Source organism: Yersinia massiliensis CCUG 53443 (assembly GCF_000312485.1).
GTDB lineage: Bacteria > Pseudomonadota > Gammaproteobacteria > Enterobacterales > Enterobacteriaceae > Yersinia > Yersinia massiliensis.
Map to the genome: position 1 here is coordinate 574,104 of NZ_HE997643.1, position 20,531 is coordinate 594,634.

A 20,531-nucleotide genomic window follows, 5' to 3' on the forward strand; every position below is an offset into this window, starting at 1 on the left:
AATCAAAAAGTCGGGTGCGCTAATCAAAAGAGAGGGTTAGCGCCCTATCAACGGTGACGGCAGCAACGCTAACGGCAGCATCAGGCTTTATCGGTAACGATTTTCACCCCCACACGGACGACACGCTCAGCATCCATTTCAGCAATGGTCCAAGTCAAACCATCCCACTCAATCTGATCGCCGATAACCAGTTCGCCACCAAAAAGATAAAGGACAAATTCACCCAATGTTTGCTGTTTGTCGACACCGGGTTCCAGATTGAGGCCATAGATTTGCGAGATATCATCGAGTTTTGCATCGGCTTCCAAAATGAAATCACCAAAGAAACGCTCGTCCAACTGAATGCTAGGAGATTGGCTAAAGAGTTTACCCAGTGCCGGTAAGTGATGCTCTTGGCCAATGACACATAGAATATCGCCTTCTTTCAGGCGGGTACTGCCCGTCGGATGTAACAAGTCTTTGCCACGAAATAGCGCAGCAATGCGTGTTTCATGCGGCATTTCCAAATCGCGTAAGGCGGCACCAATACACCATTTGTCGGAACTCAGTTGATAAATAAACTGCTCCCACTGATTATTCTTATCAATATCTAAACCAATTCGCGCCACGGGTGATAATGCGGGGGGCACCACCAATTTTGTTTTACGCGCCGCATAGGACAGGCTGGTGCCCTGCAACAGCAGTGATACCAATACAACAAAAAAGGCGACATTAAAGAATAAATTTGCGTTGGGAATGCCGGCCATCATAGGGAATACGGCCAGAATAACGGGCACGGCGCCGCGTAAACCCACCCATGAAATAAAGATTCGTTCCCGTAGATTAAAACTTGGGAAAGGCAGCAGACCGATGAAAACGGAGAGCGGTCGAGCGAACAGAATCATCCACAATGAGAGAATTAACGCTGGTATCGCAATTGGCAGTAACTCGCTTGGATTAAGGAGCAGCCCCAAGACGAGGAACATACCAATCTGGCTGAGCCAAGCTAGCCCATCAAATGTTTGTAAGATGCCGGCACGGTTACGGATCGGGCGGTTACCGAGCAGTAAGCCACAGAGGTAGACCGCTAAAATACCACTGCCGTTCATTGCGGTGGTGAGTGAGAAAACTAAAATCCCGCCACTGACCGCCAGTAATGGGTAGAGCCCGTTTGCCAACTCAATCCGATTGATAAGTAGCAATAGTAACCCACCGCCGCCCAACCCGATGATAATTCCCAAACCAAACTGTTGAATCAAATGCACCAAGAACATCCAGCTCAGGCTAGTTTCACCGGCTGAAATCATGGCAATCAAGGTGATGGTCAAAAAGACAGCCATCGGATCGTTGCTGCCTGATTCAATCTCTAGCGTGGCGCTAACGCGTTCGTTAAGCCCTTTGCCACCTAACAACGAAAACACAGCGGCGGCATCTGTTGAGCCGATAATCGCGCCAATCAATAATCCTTGAATGATATCCAAATCGAATAGCCAAGCTGCGGCCATTCCTGTTAGGCCAGCAGTGATCACGACGCCAATGGTTGCCAAAGAAAGTGCAGGCCATAAAGCGACACGAAAAGAAGAGGCTCGAGTACGCATTCCGCCATCGAGTAATATTACGGCTAATGCAAGGTTGCTGACTAAATATGCAACCGGATAGTTATCAAATGCGATACCCCCAATCCCATCTGTACCTGCCAGCATCCCAATCGCCAGAAAGATAACCAAAATAGGGATGCCTAACCGTGACGAGAGCGAACTCAGTAAAATACTGGCACCCACCAGCACTGCGCCGATCAAAAAGAGGCTATTTATCGTGATGGCGTTCAAGGTGGGTATTCTCCTGAAGTAATACTTAGGCAAATGGGTGGCTAGCGAATGTTAATGCAAAATTATTATACACAGATTTATGGGGGACGATGGGAGGATATGACCCAATTCAACGTGTTAAGTAACGGGATTGAACTGTTGTATCGCAGAGTACTTCTGTGAGAAGGGAAGAGTGAGAAGGGAAGAAGGAAGAGATCGCTCACCTTTAATCGCCCAGCGGGGAATCAAGGGTGAGCGTTTGTTGATAGAACTAGTCGCGTTTCAGGGTTGCTAACACCCGTTTCAATGCTTCAGCGGTCACTGCTTTTTCTTGTTCAGGCAAGTTATCGACAGAAAGTTGTGAAAGCTCGTGGACTAAGATACTGCGATCTTTCCCCGTGATTGCACCGTCTAATGCGCCACTGAGTCGACCAATCAAGGTCAACAAGGTGGTGAATTCAGTGACAGTTGGCGTCTCAGATTCGGGATTTTTCTCAATAGAAGTTTGTTTCGTCATCACAATTCCTCTTTTGTTGTCACAGCAAGTGAAACAAATCCTGATAAGGAATCTACAGGATAGTGGCTCTGCAAGCAGAACGTACAGTAAGGCATTCGCCATCCCGCATCGATATGATGGTAGATCACATGACGGCTAATCAGTGTAGCGGGTTTATTAAGCAAGCGGTATTCAGATATCAATATCACTTAGCAATAACATTATTCGTTTGAATAATAATTTGATCACGCAGTTTGCTGCGGTGCTCTGCCCGAAAATAAGAATTTAAGTAAGGGAATTCGACGATGAATCTCATACAGTAGGAACGAGATGAGGCAAACAAACACCATGCCAACGAAAAAACCAAGGCCGTTATTGCCAATATGCGGCGTCACGAATGCGCCATAAATCAAGGTTAATGGGTGATGTACCAGATAGATAAACAGTGATGCATTCACCAAATAAGTGATTCGTGGTGAGGGATAGTTGACGAGTTTGTAGCCAAGGGCAAAAACGACGTTGGTCATGCTCACGCCCATCAATGCCTTGATGATGAGATCCAGTTCAAAGGCAAAAAATTCAGCAGTATTAGCATGTTGATTTGCAAAGTAAGCTGCGAATAACAACAATGAGACGAATAATGCGGCGGGTGAGAATTTAAGAAATACTTGTTTGAGTGGTGGATAGATAAAGCTATAGGCACCAAGAAGAAAGAACGGAAGATAAAATAGCGTCTCCATAACAGTAAAGTTAAAGATACTATTAAAGAGTATTTCAGGGTTAAGTAGGTATATTATTCTGCGTATTATGGAATAGATAAATACATATAGAAACACTTGTAGTGAGACTTTTCCTATATTATTCATTCCTTTTATCATGGCCGGAATAGAATGTAGGTTATTCTTTATTCTACTAAACAGATAAAAACAGATACCCGTCAGTAATGCGAGTGTCAGTAAAAACCACAAATGTGAAATAAATTCCCAAATAGCAATATTTATTTTTTGATAAATTGTAAATGAATCCCAATCTTGTAATTTGTTGGTATAATTTTTGAGAAGGAAAAATTGCGGTAAAGTAATAATAGGGATAGCGGCCAGTAAAGGGATAACCACCCGCTCCAAGCGGACTTGCAGCCAACGGCGACGCTCATATCTCTGATATAACATGAACGAAAAATAGCCGGAAATAACAAAAAACACCTGCATACGAAAGGCGTGAATGAAGTCATTCAGTAAAGTAAATACCAGTGAGGGATGGCTACTGTTAACCGCCCAATGATGACTAGAGTATATAAGAGAAAGATGAAAAGGAATGCCGAGTAACATCAAATAGGCGCGAATAGCGTCTAGAAAGTACTCTCTTTGGTTAGTGCTTTTTTTCATACTTATTCGCAAGTTGCTATCAGAAATAGAATAACGTATTGGTTTTTTGAGCATTGCTTTTTAATCGCAATCATATCGTTGATAACGATATACGTTATTAATGGATCAGTACGGCGAGAAACACTACTATAAGGGTTAATAATTTTCCATAGTGTATTTTAATCTGGGTTACCAGGTTTGTGGCTTAGCCACGGGTTTGCGCAATACGCAGGCAGCATAACGCCGGACATAACAATCACCTGAGCTTATCTGCTTGGCCTATTGGATAAACCGTCAATAATTTGGCTGTTATGATTTAGGGGGAGATGTGCAAGTTAATATTTTTTCAAATGTAAATCGTGTGTTAAAACAGGCCGGAGCAAACCAAACCAGATGGTTGGGGGTCACGCTCTTGCTGTCATTATTTGCTTCGCAGGCCATGGCTTTTTCGCTCGATGATGTTGCCAAGCAGGCGCAAGCATTAGCAGGTAAAAGTTTTGACGCGCCGAAAAGCAACCTTCCTTCGCAATTTCGCGAGATGAAATTTGCCGATTATCAACAGATTCAGTTTAACCACGACAAATCGTATTGGACTAAGCTGGATACGCCATTCAAGTTAGAGTTTTATCATCAAGGAATGTATTTTGACACGCCGGTACAGATTAACGAAGTGACGGCAACCAGTGTCAAACCTATCAGTTATAGCCCTGATTATTTTAACTTTGGTTCAGTGAAGCACGATCCTGATGCCGTTAAAAATCTAGGTTTTGCCGGTTTCAAAGTGCTTTATCCGATTAATAAAGCGGATAAGAAAGATGAAATTGTCAGTATGCTCGGTGCTAGCTATTTTCGCGTGATTGGTAAAGGTCAGGTTTATGGCCTTTCTGCTCGTGGGCTGGCAATTGATACCGCATTGGCTTCCGGTGAGGAATTCCCGCGTTTTCGTGAGTTTTGGATTGAGCGACCTAAGCCTAATGATAAACATTTGGTGATTTATGCGTTGCTGGATTCCCCACGTGCCACTGGCGCGTATAAGTTTGTTATCTATCCAGGGCGCGATACCACTATTGATGTGCAAGCCAAAGTTTTCCTGCGCGATAAAGTGGAGAAATTAGGGATTGCGCCGTTAACCAGCATGTTCTTGTTTGGCCCAAGCCAACCCTCTACTGTGTTGAACTACCGTCCGGCATTACATGATTCCAATGGCCTTTCTATTCATGCCGGTAATGGCGAATGGATATGGCGACCGCTGAATAATCCAAAACACCTGTCTGTCAGTACCTATACCGTTGAAAACCCGAAAGGCTTTGGTCTGCTGCAACGTGGGCGTGAATTCTCGCAATATGAGGATTTAGACGATCGTTACGATCTGCGGCCGAGTGCTTGGGTAGAACCTCGTGGTGATTGGGGCAAAGGGAAAGTGGAGTTGGTAGAGATCCCAACGGCGGATGAAACCAACGATAATATCGTCGCGTTTTGGAATCCTGACGTGTTGCCCGATGCGAAAAAATCACTCGACCTAAATTACCGCCTGTACTTCACCCGTGATGAAGAGAAATTGCATTCACCTGATGTGGGCTACGTTAAACAAACACTGCGCTCAACGGGTGATGTTAAACAGTCGAATTTGATTCGTGAGCCTGACGGCAGCGTCGCGTTCTTGGTTGATTTTGTTGGCCCAGCATTGAAAGCACTTGATGAGAAAACACCGTTAGCGTCTCAGGTCAGTCTTGATGATAACGGTGAACTGATTGAAAACAGTGTGCGCTATAACCCCGTCACCAAAGGTTGGCGTTTAACACTGCGGTTGAAAGTTAAGGATGCGAAGAAACCAATAGAAATGCGCGCAGCGCTGGCTAACGGTGATAAAACCCTGACCGAAACTTGGAGCTATCAGTTACCTGCCAATGAATAAGTTAACTCAATCTCCTATTCAGGATTATATGGCGGACTTGCCCCTGACTGCGCAGCAGCAAGGGGCATTACGTGACGCTTTCCCTGAAGATGTTCTGCTCGATAGCCGCGTGGATGCGATGTCGCTTTTGCATCAACAACTGGCGGCTGATACACCAGAACATGCCGTTTTTACTGAAGATGACAGCGCATTGGTATCCGTCAATGCTCGTCTGCAAGCGGCATGGCCGGACGCCGTTAAAGGCGACAAGGTGCTGGGGAAAGATAGCGAAGGGCGCACGGTGATTCATGCCACGCCGCCTATCAAACGCACTAGCATGGCCCCGCAGGCATGGCGAACCAATCCTGTTGGTCGCTTTTGGGATTCTTTACTGGGCCGCACACCGGTATCTCGTGCGACAACACACGAGCAGGCGGCAGCAGAAAAGAAATGGCGTAGCGTCGGGTCCTTGCGTCGATACATCTTGCTGATACTGATCGTGTTGCAAACCGCCATTGCGACCAGCTATATGAAGACCATCCTGCCTTATCAGGGTTGGGCACTCCTCGACCCCTTTGAGATTTGGAAACAGAACTGGTTGGTTTCAGTGATGCAATTGCTGCCATATCTGTTACAAACGGGCATTTTGATCCTGTTCGCGATTCTGTTCTGCTGGGTGTCAGCGGGCTTCTGGACTGCGCTAATGGGCTTCTTGCAACTGCTAATTGGCAAAGATAAATACAGCATCTCGTCCACCATCAAAGGGGACGAGCCGCTCAATCCGGCCCATCGCACGGCGTTGATTATGCCGATTTGTAATGAAGACGTGGAACGGGTATTTGCCGGTTTACGTGCGACCTACGAATCCGTTGCCGCCACTGGCCAGCTAGAACACTTTGATATCTATGTCCTGAGCGATAGCTATGATCCTGATATCTGTGTTGCAGAGCAAAAGGCTTGGCTGGAGCTGTGCCGTGATGTCGATGGTCACGGTCGTATTTTCTATCGCCGTCGTCGCCGCCGAGTTAAACGCAAAAGCGGCAATATCGATGACTTTTGCCGCCGTTGGGGCAGCCAGTACAGCTATATGGTGATTTTGGATGCCGATAGCGTGATGAGTGGCGAGTGTCTGACGGGGTTAGTGCGGCTGATGGAAGCCAACACGAATGCAGGGATCATTCAGTCTGCGCCGAAAGCCTCTGGCATGGATACGCTTTACGCTCGTATCCAGCAATTTGCAACGCGGGTTTATGGTCCTTTATTTACGGCTGGCCTGCATTATTGGCAGTTGGGTGAATCCCATTACTGGGGCCATAACGCCATCATCAGGGTGAAACCCTTTATTGAAAATTGTGCTTTGGCGCCATTGCCGGGTGAAGGCTCTTTTGCCGGTTCCATCTTGTCACATGACTTTGTTGAAGCGGCTTTGATGCGCCGTGCGGGTTGGGGAGTGTGGATTGCTTATGATCTGCCGGGCAGTTACGAAGAATTGCCACCTAACTTGTTAGATGAGTTGAAACGTGATCGCCGCTGGTGCCACGGCAATCTGATGAACTTCCGCCTATTTTTGGTGAAAGGGATGCATCCGGTTCATCGTGCGGTCTTCCTTACCGGTGTCATGTCGTACCTGTCTGCGCCTTTATGGTTTATGTTCTTGGTGCTGTGTACCGCATTGCAAGTCGTCCATACCCTGATGGAACCGCAATACTTCCTGCAACCGCGGCAGTTGTTCCCTGTTTGGCCCCAGTGGCGGCCAGAATTAGCCATTGGGTTGTTCTCCACCACGTTGGTTTTGCTGTTCTTGCCGAAATTACTCAGCATCATTTTGATCTGGGCAAAAGGGGCGAAAGAGTACGGTGGGGCGATTCGTCTGCTGTTATCCATGCTGGCAGAAATGCTGTTCTCCGTGTTGTTGGCACCGGTGCGAATGTTGTTCCACACAGTATTTGTGGTCAGTGCGTTCCTCGGCTGGTCAGTACAATGGAATTCACCGCAGCGCGATGATGATGCAACGCCGTGGAGTGAAGCCATGGTGCGCCATGGCCCCCAATTGCTGCTCGGTGTGGTTTGGGCTGGTGGTGTGGCTTGGCTGGATCTGCTGTTCCTGTGGTGGCTATCCCCGATTGTCTTCTCGCTGATCCTATCCCCGATAGTCTCTGTCCTGTCTAGCCGCCGTACTCTGGGGCTGGCCAGCAAGCGCGCAAAACTGTTCTTGATTCCGGAAGAGTATGATCCGCCGCGAGAACTGTTGGCGACGGAAACTTATTTGAAACTCAATCACCAGCGGGCGCTGAAAAATGGTTTCTTCCATGCCGTGATGAATCCATCGTATAACGCGTTAGCCAGTGCGATGGCAACGGCTCGCCATCATACTCGCGCGATAATTGAGCAAGTTCGCGCCGAGCGTGTGGCGCTAGCTCTGGAAGCAGGGCCGGATAAGTTGGCTAAATCTCAGCGCTTAGAGTTGCTCAGCGATCCGGTATTGATTTCTCGCTTGCATCAACACGTCTGGCAGCAACCTGAGCAGTACCGAATCTGGAATGGGTATTATCGTCAACTCGCACACAATATGAAGGCGTTTCCCGCCGCGAAGTAATGGCATTTTCGTTATCGTATCGTTGACTAAAAACGGGCATACATGATTGTATCGCTCGTTTTTTCTATCAATTTATTCACTATCATTCTATTTTCTATCAATCTAAAAGAGCGTTTGCGTGAGCCCCATGGTTAAACAGATACAGCGGACAAAAAGCGTCATCCGTATAACGCTATTACTCGTCGGCATGACCCTATTGACGGGATGTGGCAGTATCATCAGCCGCACGGTGCCGGGGCAGGGCCATGGGCATCAATATTATCCCGGCGTGCAGTGGGACATGCGTGAAGGGCCGTGGAAGTACATCACGGTAATTGACGTTCCGCTGTCAATGATTGTTGATACTTTTATGCTACCCATTGATGCCCAGCATGGGCCGTATGAATAACAGTAGGCAACCTTGATATACCATCTCAGCCGACTAAGTTTTCCGATATTGCTAAAGCAAGCAGTTCACCTAATAGGCATTCAGCTTAGAATCGATTTATGAAAGATCATTGTTGGCGACTTATTCATGATTACGCCTAATTAATCCATTCACATGAATATTATTAGGAGTCAACATGAGCTTCAACATCGCAAGCCTCAGAAGTGCTATTACCACCGCGTCCAGTAACACAAAGGTTGATAATCGTTTTCATAAAGCTGATATGAAATCATTGGCCGGTATGATGAAAGAAATTAAAAATAGCAACACTTTTACGAAAATGGATAACCAAATCACCCAAAACACTGCCGATGTCCTTACTCAACAAATTGACAGTATGATCAGAACGTTAAACGCACAAAGTTCTAATATGAAAGAACAGAAAATGGCTGCGCTGACGGGTTTAAAACATGAATTAACAGCCATAACTCAACAACGGGATAGTGCAAAAACAGACATACCATCGCGAAAAGAAATTAAAGCGGCTGATAGAAACGCAGAGATAAAAGCCAACGCCAATACTGGTAACTTGTTCAGTCTTAACGGTAAAGTTGAATCTAACCGTCAGGATGTAATGAACTAACCATCCCAGCAAACGCTTATATATGTACTAATGGCTAAAAAATTGTACTGTCGGATAAAAGAAAACGGCCCAAAGAAGGGCCGTCTGGATAGGATGAAAATTGTTGCCTGCTAACTTATGCAGGTTGCACTTTCACCATCAAGCGGTTTTTTGTTCTTGAGTGTTATTCATCAATCGACGAATTGGCACGATAAGCAATATCAGCACTGCCGCGCAGATGGCTAACGCAATTGAACAACGTGCAAACAAGGTTGGCAGCATATCAAGCTGATCGGCCTTAACATGACCACCAATGAGACCCGCCGCCAAGTTACCCAGCGAACTGGCACAGAACCATAACCCCATCACTTGACCGCGCATTCTGTCTGGTGCCAGTAACGTCATGGTCGCCAACCCGATAGGGCTAAGGCAAAGTTCACCCAGCGTCAGTAACAAGATACTCATCACCAGCCACAGAGGAGAAACGCCCTCGCCACCGCTGTTAAGCACATGCTGAGCCGCATACATCATTACGGCGAAACCGGCAGCAGCACATAAAATACCGATAACGAATTTTGTGATACTGCTTGGCTGAATTTTTTTCTTCGCTAATGCTGGCCATGCCCAACTGAATACCGGCGCTAAGATAATGATAAACAGCGCATTAATGGATTGGAACCAAACGGTTGGGATCTCAAAACCCATTATCATGCGGTCGGTATAGTCATTCGCAAACAGGTTAAATGAGGTTGGTTTCTGTTCAAATGCTGACCAAAAGAAGGCCGCTGAAACCAGTAAAATAAAGCATACGAAGAGCCGCGCGCGATCTTGACGGCTTAATTTAGCGAAGGCGAAGAGATAGACAAAATAGAGTGTGACTGAGGCGGCAATGACGTAAACCAACAGACTCGCCACCAGCACGGGGTTAATGGGGATTATCCCTTGCGAGACCATTGCGATGATGGCAACCACCACCACCATAATGGCGGTCACCCACTTACCCACACCTTGGCGTTTATTCGTTGGTCTATTCCAGCTTGAATCTAACCCGACTTCGGCGTCATAGCGTTTCATTGAAGGGATAGCGAAGTAACGGAAGATGAGCAATGCCACTAGCATCCCAATCCCGCCGATACCAAAGCCCCAATGCCAGCCGTGGGTTTTAAGCAACCAGCCAGACAACAGCGGCGCGATAAATGACCCCATATTGATGCCCATGTAAAACAGGGAGAATCCGCCATCACGGCGAGCATCACCTGGTTTATACAGCGTTCCAACCATGACCGAAATACAGGTCTTAAACAGCCCCGTACCGAGCACGATAAACACTAAACCGATAAAGAACAGGTCATTGCCAAAGAAGGCGGAAAGCGCGATAGACAAATGGCCCAAGGCAATCAGAATCGAGCCATACCAGACTGCGCGTTGTTGACCGAGCCAGTTATCGGCAAGCCAACCACCGGGTAAGGCCGCCAGATACATGCTACCGGCAAAGATCCCAACAATTGCCGAGGCTTGTTCACGAGGCAGGCCCATACCACCGTCAAAAACGGTCGCGGCCATAAATAAAATTAATAGCGGGCGAATACCGTAGAACGAGAATCGCTCCCACATTTCGGAAAGAAAGAGTCCGCTGAGCGGGTAAGGGTGGCCAAAGAACGTTCGGCTACCTTCAGATTTAACAGAGGTTTGCATAATGTCTTCTCATATGAATTTAACGCATTAAAAACGTCATTTTTATATTTTCACTCTGGGTTATAGCGTATTTCTAGATGAAAAGTCGATACTCATAACAATTATCAATCAGTTAAAACCGAATATGATTATTTTTTCAGCTTTCTTATCGAGGATCACACTGATACAGATGAATGCGTCAGGTCGGGGGAAGGGGCAAAGCGTAAGGTGAAAACGGTTAACTTGCTAAATGTGTGCTTATGGGGAAGTGACACTCACAAGATAATGCTGATTTTTGTTAAATTGGGAGGCCAGTTTAGAATTGAGAAGTTTATTTATTCGGCTTATGCAAAACAGAAATAAATGATTGCTAAGGGATGATATCTGATGCAGAAAGCACATAAAAAAAGCCACTCGCACATTAAGTGGAGTGGCTCAATAGGGGCAATTCGTACTTAGCGATACGCTTCGTTTTTGGTAATCGAATAACGGCCGCTGCCCAGCAACATAATGGCAACGCCACCGAGGAAGTACATGGCTTCGTTTTCCAAACCCCATGCACCTACTTGAGTGAGAGTGAAGAATTTACCGGTGCCGACCATCAGTACTGCAACCAACAAGTTAACCGCGTAAATAAATGCCGCAGGGCGCGTGAATAGACCCAAAATAATCAGCACTGGGGTTAAGATTTCACCAATATAAACGCCATAAGCAACGAAACCGGGGATACCTTGCGCCTGTAAAGATTCAGCAATCCAACTGGTGCCATGCAGAATTTTTGCCACGCCATGGAACAGCATCAAAATACCAAAGGTCAGGCGCAATAACAGTTTGCCGCCATCTTGATGATTCGTTAAGCGTGTGAACCAGAGATTTAAACTTCCCAGCATGTGTATTTCCTTCTTAATTGAAGTTGCAGTGTTGTGAGCTGCTCTTATTATCTAAATCATTAACTCTTGTGTGTAAGTCTGTCGGTGCCTGCCAAAAATCCCAATTAGCTTGGATATACATCTACGTTGGATATCCCCCCTGAGAGAGAAGATAACCATATAATAACTAGGATTAATTACTTTTAATTATCTGTCAGATACCTACTATTCTTATAGCGGATAATACTGACAGACTATATCAAATAAACTGATATAGACTAATTCTCATTATCACTTGTGTTATTACATTTCGGTATAAGTTCTGCTATTCATAGAGCGAAGGTGCGCCCTCTGGACGTGTTTTAAAACGGCGGTGCAGCCACATATACTGATCAGTTGCCTGAGTAATCTCTTTTTCAATCACTTTATTCATAAAAGCGGTCGTTGCGAGTTCATCTTCCAACGGGATATTTTCAACCGCCGGCTGCAAGATCAATTCATAACCTTTCCCATTCGGTAAGCGCTTGGGGGTAAATGGAATCACCGCAGGTTTACCCATTCGCACTAACAGGTAAGTGCCGGTGGTCGTTGCGGCTTGATCGACAGCAAACAACGGCACAAAAACGCTACTGCGTGGGCCATAGTCGTGATCAGGTGCATACCAAATAATCTCGCCTTGTTTTAGGCTACGGACCATGCCTTTCAGATCCTTGCGGTCCAACATGGCTTTATTGGAACGCATTCGACCCCAAGTCTGAATCCAGTCCATGGCTTTATTATCATGGGGACGGTAGACACCAATGCCGGGGTTGTAGATGCCAAAGATACGCGCACCCAGTTCTAGGGTGAGAAAATGTAAACCGATCAACAGAACGCCTTTTCCCTCATCACGCGCTTTCTGAATATGCTCGAGCCCACTGACACGACACCAGCGCTCAATGCGCCAGTTTGGCCAAAACCATGCCATGCCGGTTTCAAACAGCCCCATTCCCACTGATTCAAAATTCTTAACCAGCAGTTCGTCACGCTCTGCTTGCGGCATGTCAGGAAAGCAAAGTTCCAGATTACGTCGAGTTATCCGTAAGCGCCGTTTGAGAAAACGCATAGAAAAACGGCCAAGGGCAGTCCCTATCGTGTAGATAACGGGGTAGGGGAGCAGGACCAAGAGGTAAAGGATACCTAGGGCGAACCAAGTCAGCCAATAACGTGGGTGCAGTAGTGAGCGATCAAAAGAAGGAACTTGCATATCTGTTCTCAGCATCAATGTCATTTATTCGGACAGTTAACGATTAATCTTGCTGGCGGACATGTGTGCATTAGCGAATCTTGATGGGCAGTCCATGCCAACCTGTTTAACTGTCTCATCAGTGGTTTAGAATAGACTATTGTCGCATTTTTGGTGTGCAACTGGAAAAAAGACCGCACTAATAAGCCATTTATTATGTTCTTCGTTTAACATTTAGACAGATAAAATGCAACGTATCCCTAAAAACAGTATGGTTATGTTAAGTTTTGAGCAGACTGACCAATTCAGCCAAACTGTTAACCGCCATCTTCTCCATGACTTTGGCTCGATGTACTTCAACGGTTCTGACGGAAACACAGGCTTTATCAGCGATATCGCGATTTATTAATCCTTGCATGACCCATTGCGCGATCATTTGTTCCCGCGATGTCAACGTGGCATAACGCAGTTGGACTTGTCGACGGGTACAGAGCAACTCTGATTGCAGTAAACCTTGCTGTAAGGCCGCCATCAACGGGGCAGTTGCCACCGGTTTTTGCAAGAAATCTACCGCCCCCAATTTCATTTGCTCAACCGCTTGCGGTATCTCGCCATGCGCAGTGAGGAATATCACGCCGAGTGTGCTGTTTCGCTCGCGCATCTGTGCATAGACATGCGTCCCCTCTATTTGCGGCATACGAATATCCAGCAGCAACACGCCGAGTTGATGCAAATCAGCCTGCGCCAGAAATCGTTCGCCGTCGTGCCATGCCTTCACTTTGTAGCCAAGGCTTTCGAGCAAAAAACGGCAAGCATCGGTGACAGCAATATCGTCATCAACCAAGTGAATCATTGACAAAAGTGAGCTCCTTAGGTGAGTTAGGGGGGAGAGTTAGGGTGACTTGCAGCCCCATTTTGCCGTTAGCCGCGATGAGGTTAAGCAGTGCTAATTCACCGCCCTGACTGCGAATTAATCGTTGGCAAATCACCAAACCTAGTCCTAAACCGCCATCTTTATTGGAGCGGAAAGGGGTAAAAGGTTGGCTAAGTTGCTCTTTCGTTAAGCCGCCTGCATCATCCTGCAATGTTATTGTGATGCCGCTCGCATGCTGATAAGCGCGGCACCATAGCTGGTGTGCGCCAGCCTGCAAGCTATTGGTGATCAGGTTACATAACACTTGATCGATCAAGGTGGGAGGCAAATGTAACGTTAATGACAGTGGAAGATCCGCATGGAATTGGCAGTGAGGATAATGCCGCTCGGCCTCGAGTAACTGCCAAAGATGATTCAGTAATTCATGCAATGGTAGGGTGCGGGTCGCAGGTTTAGTCGCCGAGTGAGCGGCAGGCTGTTTCCCCACCCACAGGCGCAGATTAGCGATGGTATCTGCTCCTCGCTGGGCTTGGTGGGTGATTTGCCCCAAAATCGGCAATAAGGGGTGGTCAGGTTGTTCTTGTTGTAGGCGGATAGCACAGCCATCAGCATAGTGTTGAATGGCGCTTAGTGGCTGGTTTAGTTCATGCGCAAATCCGGAGGCCATTTCCCCCAAGATACTCAGGCGCTGCGCGTGTTCCAAGGCATTCTCTCGGCTCCTTAACTGCTGATGCAACTGCTCTAACTGGCGGCTACGGCGGCGCACTAGGAAAGCGACCCAAATATGATTGGCACCTAATAAAAGTAGAATCAATGTGATAACGGCAATCAATAGTCGATGCGCTTGTGCCCAATCGACTATCTGCTGCCAAAATTGCGGTTGCTGCGGATGTTGATTGACCGAACGCAACAGACTTTCGACCTGGCTGGTGGAGGAGGCCGCGCCCCACAGGAGATCCGGTTGACCAGCGGGGCTGAGTAAGATTCGAGTGACATTATCAGCCAATTTATCCGGCACTTGTGATAATGCGGCAAACGACCAATTAGGATACAGCTCAGTACTGGTCAGGCAGGGGATTGTTGCCGGTTTTGCCAGCAATGGCCGAAAATCGGCGGCATGAATCAATCCTTCGGCTTGCATATCCTCTAGCAAACACGTGGGAACGATGGCGGCGGAGATAGCGCGATCACGCAGCAAGTAGATTAAGGCATCAACGGGGAAGCCAGAGAAACGTAACTGAAAGTCTTGTTCGGGCTGAAAACCCGCATCGCGCAACGCTTTATAGCCTAATAAGTATCCGCCAAACGCCTCGGGCGACACGGCACCGACATCGTTACCAATCAGATTTTGTGGGTGATAGATATCACTGTCGGCACGCACCAAAATCACACTGCCAATCACATTTCGGCTGGTGCTGTCGGGTTCATGGCTGGACCGTAACGAAACCAACCAACGCAAAGGATAGTGGTTGTCAATCTGCACATATTGCGCCGGATTGGTGAGTAAGAAGTCGATTCGATTCTGCGCCACCGCTGTTTTCATCGCCGCCAAATCGAGGGGCAATAACTGGAAATGCTCCTCGGGTAATTGTTGATTCAGCCTCTCAGCCAGTGGTTGCCAATGAGTTTGCGCTTGTGCATTGCCACGCAACGCCAAGACCCCGATGGTCCACTCGCGAGCATCGGCGGTTGAAATGCCGAAAAACAGCATTATCGTCAGCACTCTAAACAGCATGCATGGTCCTTTTTATGATCCCGATCGCGGTGTGCAATTGTCCTGGATCAAGTCCCTAAAGGGAATGTGGAAAACCACAATAGGGCTTCTACGCATAGATTTCTACACTGCTCATCACCAAGAAGATTCTTATTAAAAAAGATGAGAAGAAAAATGGATCAAGGGAAAAGAGCATTCTTACAGCGGCTAGGCGTGTTAACTGCAGGCGCGACGCTGGTGCCATTGGCGCAAGCGGGCTGGCAAATGGAACCTGTGCGCAAACAGGGCGATATCAAACGGCGTTATGCCATGTTGATTGATTTGCGCCGCTGCATCGGTTGTCAGGCTTGCACTGTCAGTTGCGCCATTGAGAACCAGCTCCCTCAGGGGCAGTTTCGTACCACCGTTAATCAGTACCAGATTGCGCTGTCGGGTGCCGACAGCGTGACTAACGTGTTGCTGCCACGGCTGTGCAATCATTGTGATAACCCGCCATGCGTGCCAGTTTGCCCTGTGCAAGCAACTTATCAGCGCCAAGACGGCATTGTAGTTATCGACAATACACGTTGTGTGGGTTGCGCCTATTGCGTGCAAGCATGCCCTTACGAGGCCCGATTTATTAATCACAGCACCCAAACTGCCGATAAATGCACATTTTGCGTTCATCGACTGGACGCCGGACTCTTACCGGCCTGTGTTGAGTCTTGCGTCGGCGGTGCACGGATCATCGGTGATTTACGTGATGGCAACAGCACATTGCGCCAAATGCTGCTGGCACATGCTACCGATATCAAGGTGCTGAAACCGGAGCAAGGCACGCATCCACAGGTATTTTACCTTGGGCTAAATGAAGTTTTCACGCAGCCACTGCAAGGTCAACCCGCACTTTGGCAGGAGGTACATCCATGATCCGCGAGATTTTAGCTCGACCGCAGGATATCGCTTGGTTGCCTTGGGCGGTGCAGTATTTCTTCTTTATTGGGTTGGCGTGTAGTGCGGTGCTATTTGCCGGATGCCAGCGAGCATTTTCTCGCCAACAACCTAACGTATTAGAGTTTGCGGCACTGATGATAGCCGTGACCGCAGTCATTGTTGCCCCTTTGGCCTTGAATGCGGATCTTCATCAACCGGCCAGAGTTTGGCATTTTTATGCGCACTTCACCCCATGGTCATGGATGTCTTGGGGATCGCTATTCCTCCCTCTGTTTAGTGTGTTGGTGGTGACCTATTTTATGGCGCTGACTTACAGCCGCCTGTGGGGGAAAACACGACCACGGCTACTGGCTGCGTTAGCATGGCTCAGCGCGCTTTCTGCCGTTAGCATCTTGCTTTACACCGGACGAGAGGTATCCGTCTTACGCGCTCAACCGCTGTGGTTCAGTTTGTGGTTACCGCTGGTTATTTTCCTGAGTGCATGGCAGGCCATCCCGCCCTTACTGGCACTCTGGCTCTGGCGAAAGCCGCAATATCAACTGACGTTGGCGCATTGGCAATTCATTAATTTAGGGGCGCTAGCAGGGGTAACCTTAATTTGGGCCAGCGGCAGTAACCCCTCCGCACAAGCACTGCGTGACTGGAGCGTGCAATCCCCGGTATTAGCTGCGATCCCTGTGGTGCTGTGGTTGCTATTGCTCGGGTTGGCTGTGGTCAATAAAGCCAAAAAATTATTGATGCCGATGGTAGTGATACAGGGGGGCGTCGCCCTCAGCCTTTGCTGGTCAGTCCGTTGGTTACTGCTAATGCAAACTCAAACATTGCCTAAATTCAACATACTCGTGAACACCTACTCTTTGCCGCTGGGTAGCGAAGGTTTGCTGGCGATTGTTGGTACATTCGGCCTATGGATAGCGCTAATAATTACTGTTCGCGAAGGTGTCAGGTGGCTTCAACATAAAGTGTCAGATGGAAAATCACTTAAAGGGGAAATGCGTCATGGTTAAGTCTACTAGACGTCAATGGTTAAAAGGCAGCTTAGCGTTGGGCGGCGTCGTTGCATTTGGTGCCAGCTACCATGCGGTGGCACGTAAGACGTTGGCAGGGCTGGTGGATGGCAGTGCCGGCAAACTTACGCTCGATCCTATCAGCGCCAATGCTTTGCCAACGGAAGGGCGTATTGGGCCGCAATGGCAGCCGAATCCGCAACAGGCAGTGTCGATGACGCAATGTTTTGGCTGCTGGACGCTCTGTGGGTTGCGGGTGCGAGTGGATACGCAGCAAAATAAAATTCTGCGGATCGCCGGCAATCCTTACCATCCGTTATCCCATGACCATCATTTCCCCTACCCGTTACCGCTGAGTGAAGCACTGCAACGCCTTGGTGGTGAACAAGGTATGGAAGGGCGCTCAACCGCGTGTGCTCGGGGAGCCACGTTGTTGGAGGGGGTGGATAGCCCCTATCGGATTACGGAGCCGATGAAGCGGGTAGGGCCACGGGGCGGTGGTCAATGGCAACGGATAAGCTTTGAACAACTGGTGACAGAAGTCACCGAAGGCGGGGATTTGTTTGGCGAAGGGCATGTGGAAGGGTTACGCGCTATTCGTGATCTGGTGACACCCATCGATGCTCAACAGCCATCTCTTGGCCCAAAAGCCAATCAGCTCTTGGTGACTAATGCAGGTGATGATGGCCGCGATGCTTTTATCCGACGTTTTGCTAACCAATCTTTTGGCACTAAGAATCTCGGGAGTCATGGTGCGTATTGTGGGTTGGCATATCGCGCGGGTTCCGGTGCTCTGATGGGGGATTTAGATAAAAATGCGCACGTCAAACCGGATTGGGATAACGTGCGTTTTGCCCTGTTTCTTGGCACCTCGCCGGCGCAATCAGGCAACCCATTCAAGCGGCAAGGGCGTCAGTTAGCCAATGCGCGCCAGCGGGATGATTTTAATTATGTGGTCGTCGCACCCGCATTGCCGCTCACCACCACATTGGCAAATCAACATAACCGCTGGGTGCCGGTATTACCAGGAACAGACGCCGCATTGGCGATGGGAATGATTCGCTGGATTATTGAACAAGAGCGTTTTAATCACGATTACTTATCACTGCCCGGTGAAATGGCCATGCAGGCCGCCGGTGAGCGCAGTTGGACCAACGCCAGCCATCTGGTGATTATGACACCAACGCATCCATTGGCAGGCCAATTCCTGCGCGAAAACCATATAAGTGGTGAAACGCTGGCCGAGGGGAGCGATAGCCCAGTGATGGTACAAGTCGCCGAAGAGGCGGCATTACAACCCGCGGCCTCAATGTTGCAAGCACAATTGTTTGTCACGCGGCAGGTGACCTTACATGATGGGCAAGTGGTCGAAGTCCAATCTGGCATGACTTGCCTACAACAGGCTGCCGCACGTTTTTCCTTGGCAGAATATAGCCAGCAATGCGGCGTGCCGGAGGCCACTATTATTGGATTGGCACGTGAGTTTACTGCGCATCAACGGCAGGCTGCGGTGATCTCCCATGGTGGAATGATGAGTGGCAATGGTTTCTATGCCACTTGGGCAGTGATGATGCTCAATGCCCTGATCGGTAACCTGAATCTTAAAGGTGGTGTCTCTGTCGGTGGCGGTAAATTTGATGGATTTGCGGACGGACCTCGTTATCAACTGGCGACTTTTGACGGCATGGTCAAGCCGAAGGGCTTGTCGTTATCGCGCAGCAAACAACCTTACGAACAATCAGCGGAGTATCAGCAAAAAATTCAGCAAGGCCAATCGGGTTATCCTGCTCGTGGCCCTTGGTATCCCTTTGTCGGCGGGCAATTGACCGAGCAACTTGCACCTGCGCTGTCAGGCTACCCCTATCCGTTAAAAGCGTGGATCAGCCACATGACCAATCCTTTGTACGGCGTGGCGGGTTTACGTCATCTGATTGCGGAAAAACTGCAAGACCCGCGCCAACTGCCGCTATTTATTGCCATCGATGCCTTTATGAATGAAACCACCGCACTGGCGGATTACATCGTGCCGGATACCCACAATTTCGAAAGCTGGGGATTTAGTGCGCCTTGGGCAGGTGTATTAGTCAAAGCGAGCACCGCCCGTTGGCCGGTTGTTGCACCACGTACTGCGCGCACAGCCCAAGGCGAACCTGTTGCAATGGAAAGCTTCCTGATTGCGGTGGCGAAAGCATTACAGTTGCCGGGATTCGGTGCCAATGCCATGCAGGACAATGAAGGTCATTATTACCCGTTGGACAGTGCGGAAGATTACTATTTGCGCGCAGCAGCTAACATTGCCTATGGCGGTGAAAAGCCCTTGCCCGCCGCGCAAGATGATGAACTCAAGTTAACTGGCGTGGATCGTCTGTGGCCTGCGTTGCAACGGAGTTTGCTGGTGGATGAACAGCGTCGAGTGGCCTATTTGTTGGCACGTGGCGGGCGTTTTGCGCCTTATGAGAAAAGTTGGAATGGGGAGGCTACGGGCCCACAGTGGAAAAAACCACTGCAAATCTGGAATGAGAATGTGGCGAAACATCATCATGCGATGACCGGTGAGCGTTACAGCGGTTGCCCAACATGGTATCCATCACGCTTGGCCGATGGTTCAGATGTGTTCCAGCATTACCCTGCGGCAGAGTGGCCACTGCGTCTGATGTCATTTAAATCGCATTTGATGAGCAGTTCAACGGCAATGATTGAGCGGCTACGCGCGGTTAAGCCGACTAACCTCGTCGCCATCAACCCTAGAGATGCGCTCCACTATGGCATTCAACAGGGTGATACAGTGCGGTTGATGACGCCAGGTGGTGAGATGACGGTGCAAGTCAGTTTGTTGGATGGTGTAATGCCCGGAGTTGTGGCGATTGAACATGGCTATGGGCATCGGGAAATGGGCGCCAGAACTCATGTGCTCGACGGGGAAGTGATGGCGTCGGATCCGCGCATCGGCCAAGGCAGCAATCTAAATGACTTAGGGTTTGCTGACCCAACACGAGAAATTCCCAATACGTGGTTGGATTGGGTCAGTGGTGCGGCTGTTCGTCAGGGGTTACCGGCAAAATTAATGATAATGAGCTAATTCATCAAGGTGTTAACACGCCATTGGCTT

At 48.5% G+C, this 20,531-nt stretch carries 15 protein-coding genes; 7 read left to right on the forward strand and 8 right to left on the reverse strand.

What is annotated here, in order from left to right:
• Positions 1-80: 80 nt before the first annotated feature.
• The 3 genes from BN68_RS02545 to mdoC all read right to left on the reverse strand — a co-directional run bounded on the left by BN68_RS02545 (position 81) and on the right by mdoC (position 3,668).
• The gene (locus BN68_RS02545) at positions 81-1,808 is read right to left on the reverse strand and encodes a potassium/proton antiporter (protein ID WP_019209577.1); all 1,728 of its coding nucleotides are present in this window, start codon (positions 1,806-1,808) and stop codon (positions 81-83) included.
• 250 nt (positions 1,809-2,058) lie between these two features.
• The gene (locus tag BN68_RS02550; protein WP_019209578.1) at positions 2,059-2,304 is read right to left on the reverse strand and encodes a hypothetical protein; all 246 of its coding nucleotides are present in this window, start codon (positions 2,302-2,304) and stop codon (positions 2,059-2,061) included.
• A 224-nt stretch (positions 2,305-2,528) separates the two neighbouring features.
• Positions 2,529-3,668: a glucans biosynthesis protein MdoC gene (gene mdoC, locus BN68_RS02555; protein WP_042806375.1), complete on the reverse strand. Its 1,140-nt coding sequence runs from the start codon at positions 3,666-3,668 to the stop codon at positions 2,529-2,531.
• Positions 3,669-4,086: 418 nt separating this feature from the next.
• Here mdoC and BN68_RS02560 point away from each other — a divergent pair, with 418 nt between their 5' ends.
• The 4 genes from BN68_RS02560 (at position 4,087) to BN68_RS02575 (ending at position 9,147) form a co-directional block, all read left to right on the forward strand.
• Positions 4,087-5,562, forward strand: coding sequence for a glucan biosynthesis protein G (locus BN68_RS02560; RefSeq protein WP_226720526.1), 1,476 nt, complete (start codon positions 4,087-4,089; stop codon positions 5,560-5,562).
• Positions 5,555-8,137: a glucans biosynthesis glucosyltransferase MdoH gene (gene mdoH / locus BN68_RS02565; RefSeq protein ID WP_019209581.1), complete on the forward strand. Its 2,583-nt coding sequence runs from the start codon at positions 5,555-5,557 to the stop codon at positions 8,135-8,137. The genes BN68_RS02560 and mdoH overlap by 8 nt, the downstream gene beginning before the upstream one ends.
• 127 nt (positions 8,138-8,264) lie before the next feature.
• Positions 8,265-8,525, forward strand: coding sequence for a YceK/YidQ family lipoprotein (locus BN68_RS02570; RefSeq protein ID WP_042806491.1), 261 nt, complete (start codon positions 8,265-8,267; stop codon positions 8,523-8,525).
• A gap of 175 nt (positions 8,526-8,700) precedes the next feature.
• Positions 8,701-9,147: a hypothetical protein gene (locus BN68_RS02575; protein WP_019209583.1), complete on the forward strand. Its 447-nt coding sequence runs from the start codon at positions 8,701-8,703 to the stop codon at positions 9,145-9,147.
• 138 nt (positions 9,148-9,285) lie between these two features.
• Here BN68_RS02575 and BN68_RS02580 read toward each other — a convergent pair whose 3' ends face one another.
• From BN68_RS02580 to ttrS, 5 genes are all read right to left on the reverse strand, one after another.
• Positions 9,286-10,821: a peptide MFS transporter gene (locus tag BN68_RS02580; protein ID WP_019209584.1), complete on the reverse strand. Its 1,536-nt coding sequence runs from the start codon at positions 10,819-10,821 to the stop codon at positions 9,286-9,288.
• A 434-nt stretch (positions 10,822-11,255) separates the two neighbouring features.
• A complete protein-coding gene (locus tag BN68_RS02585) occupies positions 11,256-11,690 on the reverse strand; it encodes a DoxX family protein (protein ID WP_019209585.1) in 435 nt (144 codons plus the stop codon).
• 304 nt (positions 11,691-11,994) lie between these two features.
• Entirely contained in the window at positions 11,995-12,915 is a 921-nt protein-coding gene (locus BN68_RS02590) for a Kdo(2)-lipid IV(A) acyltransferase (protein ID WP_019209586.1), read from the reverse strand.
• A gap of 259 nt (positions 12,916-13,174) precedes the next feature.
• Complete coding sequence (ttrR, locus tag BN68_RS02595) at positions 13,175-13,753, reverse strand: tetrathionate respiration response regulator TtrR (protein WP_019209587.1); 579 nt, start codon at positions 13,751-13,753, stop codon at positions 13,175-13,177.
• A complete protein-coding gene (ttrS, locus tag BN68_RS02600) occupies positions 13,731-15,503 on the reverse strand; it encodes a tetrathionate respiration histidine kinase TtrS (RefSeq protein ID WP_019209588.1) in 1,773 nt (590 codons plus the stop codon). Before ttrS ends, ttrR begins: the two co-directional genes overlap by 23 nt.
• 153 nt (positions 15,504-15,656) lie before the next feature.
• Between ttrS and ttrB the strand changes: the two genes are divergently transcribed.
• The 3 genes from ttrB to ttrA are packed head-to-tail and all read left to right on the forward strand — an operon-like array spanning position 15,657 to position 20,501.
• Complete coding sequence (gene ttrB / locus BN68_RS02605; RefSeq protein WP_019209589.1) at positions 15,657-16,391, forward strand: tetrathionate reductase subunit TtrB; 735 nt, start codon at positions 15,657-15,659, stop codon at positions 16,389-16,391.
• Positions 16,388-17,422 (forward strand): tetrathionate reductase subunit TtrC, encoded by a 1,035-nt coding sequence (gene ttrC / locus BN68_RS02610; protein ID WP_042806376.1) that lies wholly within the window; start codon positions 16,388-16,390, stop codon positions 17,420-17,422. Before ttrB ends, ttrC begins: the two co-directional genes overlap by 4 nt.
• Positions 17,415-20,501: a tetrathionate reductase subunit TtrA gene (gene ttrA, locus BN68_RS02615; RefSeq protein ID WP_019209591.1), complete on the forward strand. Its 3,087-nt coding sequence runs from the start codon at positions 17,415-17,417 to the stop codon at positions 20,499-20,501. Before ttrC ends, ttrA begins: the two co-directional genes overlap by 8 nt.
• The last annotated feature ends 30 nt before the right edge of the window (positions 20,502-20,531 follow it).

Coding starts and splice junctions, on each gene's coding strand:
- BN68_RS02575 (WP_019209583.1), top strand. CDS start 8,701: ATGAGCTTCAACATCGCAAGCCTCAGAAGTGCTATTACCACCGCGTCC.
- BN68_RS02550 (WP_019209578.1), bottom strand. CDS start 2,304: ATGACGAAACAAACTTCTATTGAGAAAAATCCCGAATCTGAGACGCCA.
- BN68_RS02590 (WP_019209586.1), bottom strand. CDS start 12,915: ATGCAAGTTCCTTCTTTTGATCGCTCACTACTGCACCCACGTTATTGG.
- BN68_RS02560 (WP_226720526.1), top strand. CDS start 4,087: ATGGCTTTTTCGCTCGATGATGTTGCCAAGCAGGCGCAAGCATTAGCA.
- ttrS (WP_019209588.1), bottom strand. CDS start 15,503: ATGCTGTTTAGAGTGCTGACGATAATGCTGTTTTTCGGCATTTCAACC.
- BN68_RS02580 (WP_019209584.1), bottom strand. CDS start 10,821: ATGCAAACCTCTGTTAAATCTGAAGGTAGCCGAACGTTCTTTGGCCAC.
- BN68_RS02570 (WP_042806491.1), top strand. CDS start 8,265: ATGGTTAAACAGATACAGCGGACAAAAAGCGTCATCCGTATAACGCTA.
- mdoC (WP_042806375.1), bottom strand. CDS start 3,668: ATGAAAAAAAGCACTAACCAAAGAGAGTACTTTCTAGACGCTATTCGC.
- ttrC (WP_042806376.1), top strand. CDS start 16,388: ATGATCCGCGAGATTTTAGCTCGACCGCAGGATATCGCTTGGTTGCCT.
- BN68_RS02585 (WP_019209585.1), bottom strand. CDS start 11,690: ATGCTGGGAAGTTTAAATCTCTGGTTCACACGCTTAACGAATCATCAA.
- mdoH (WP_019209581.1), top strand. CDS start 5,555: ATGAATAAGTTAACTCAATCTCCTATTCAGGATTATATGGCGGACTTG.
- ttrB (WP_019209589.1), top strand. CDS start 15,657: ATGGATCAAGGGAAAAGAGCATTCTTACAGCGGCTAGGCGTGTTAACT.
- ttrA (WP_019209591.1), top strand. CDS start 17,415: ATGGTTAAGTCTACTAGACGTCAATGGTTAAAAGGCAGCTTAGCGTTG.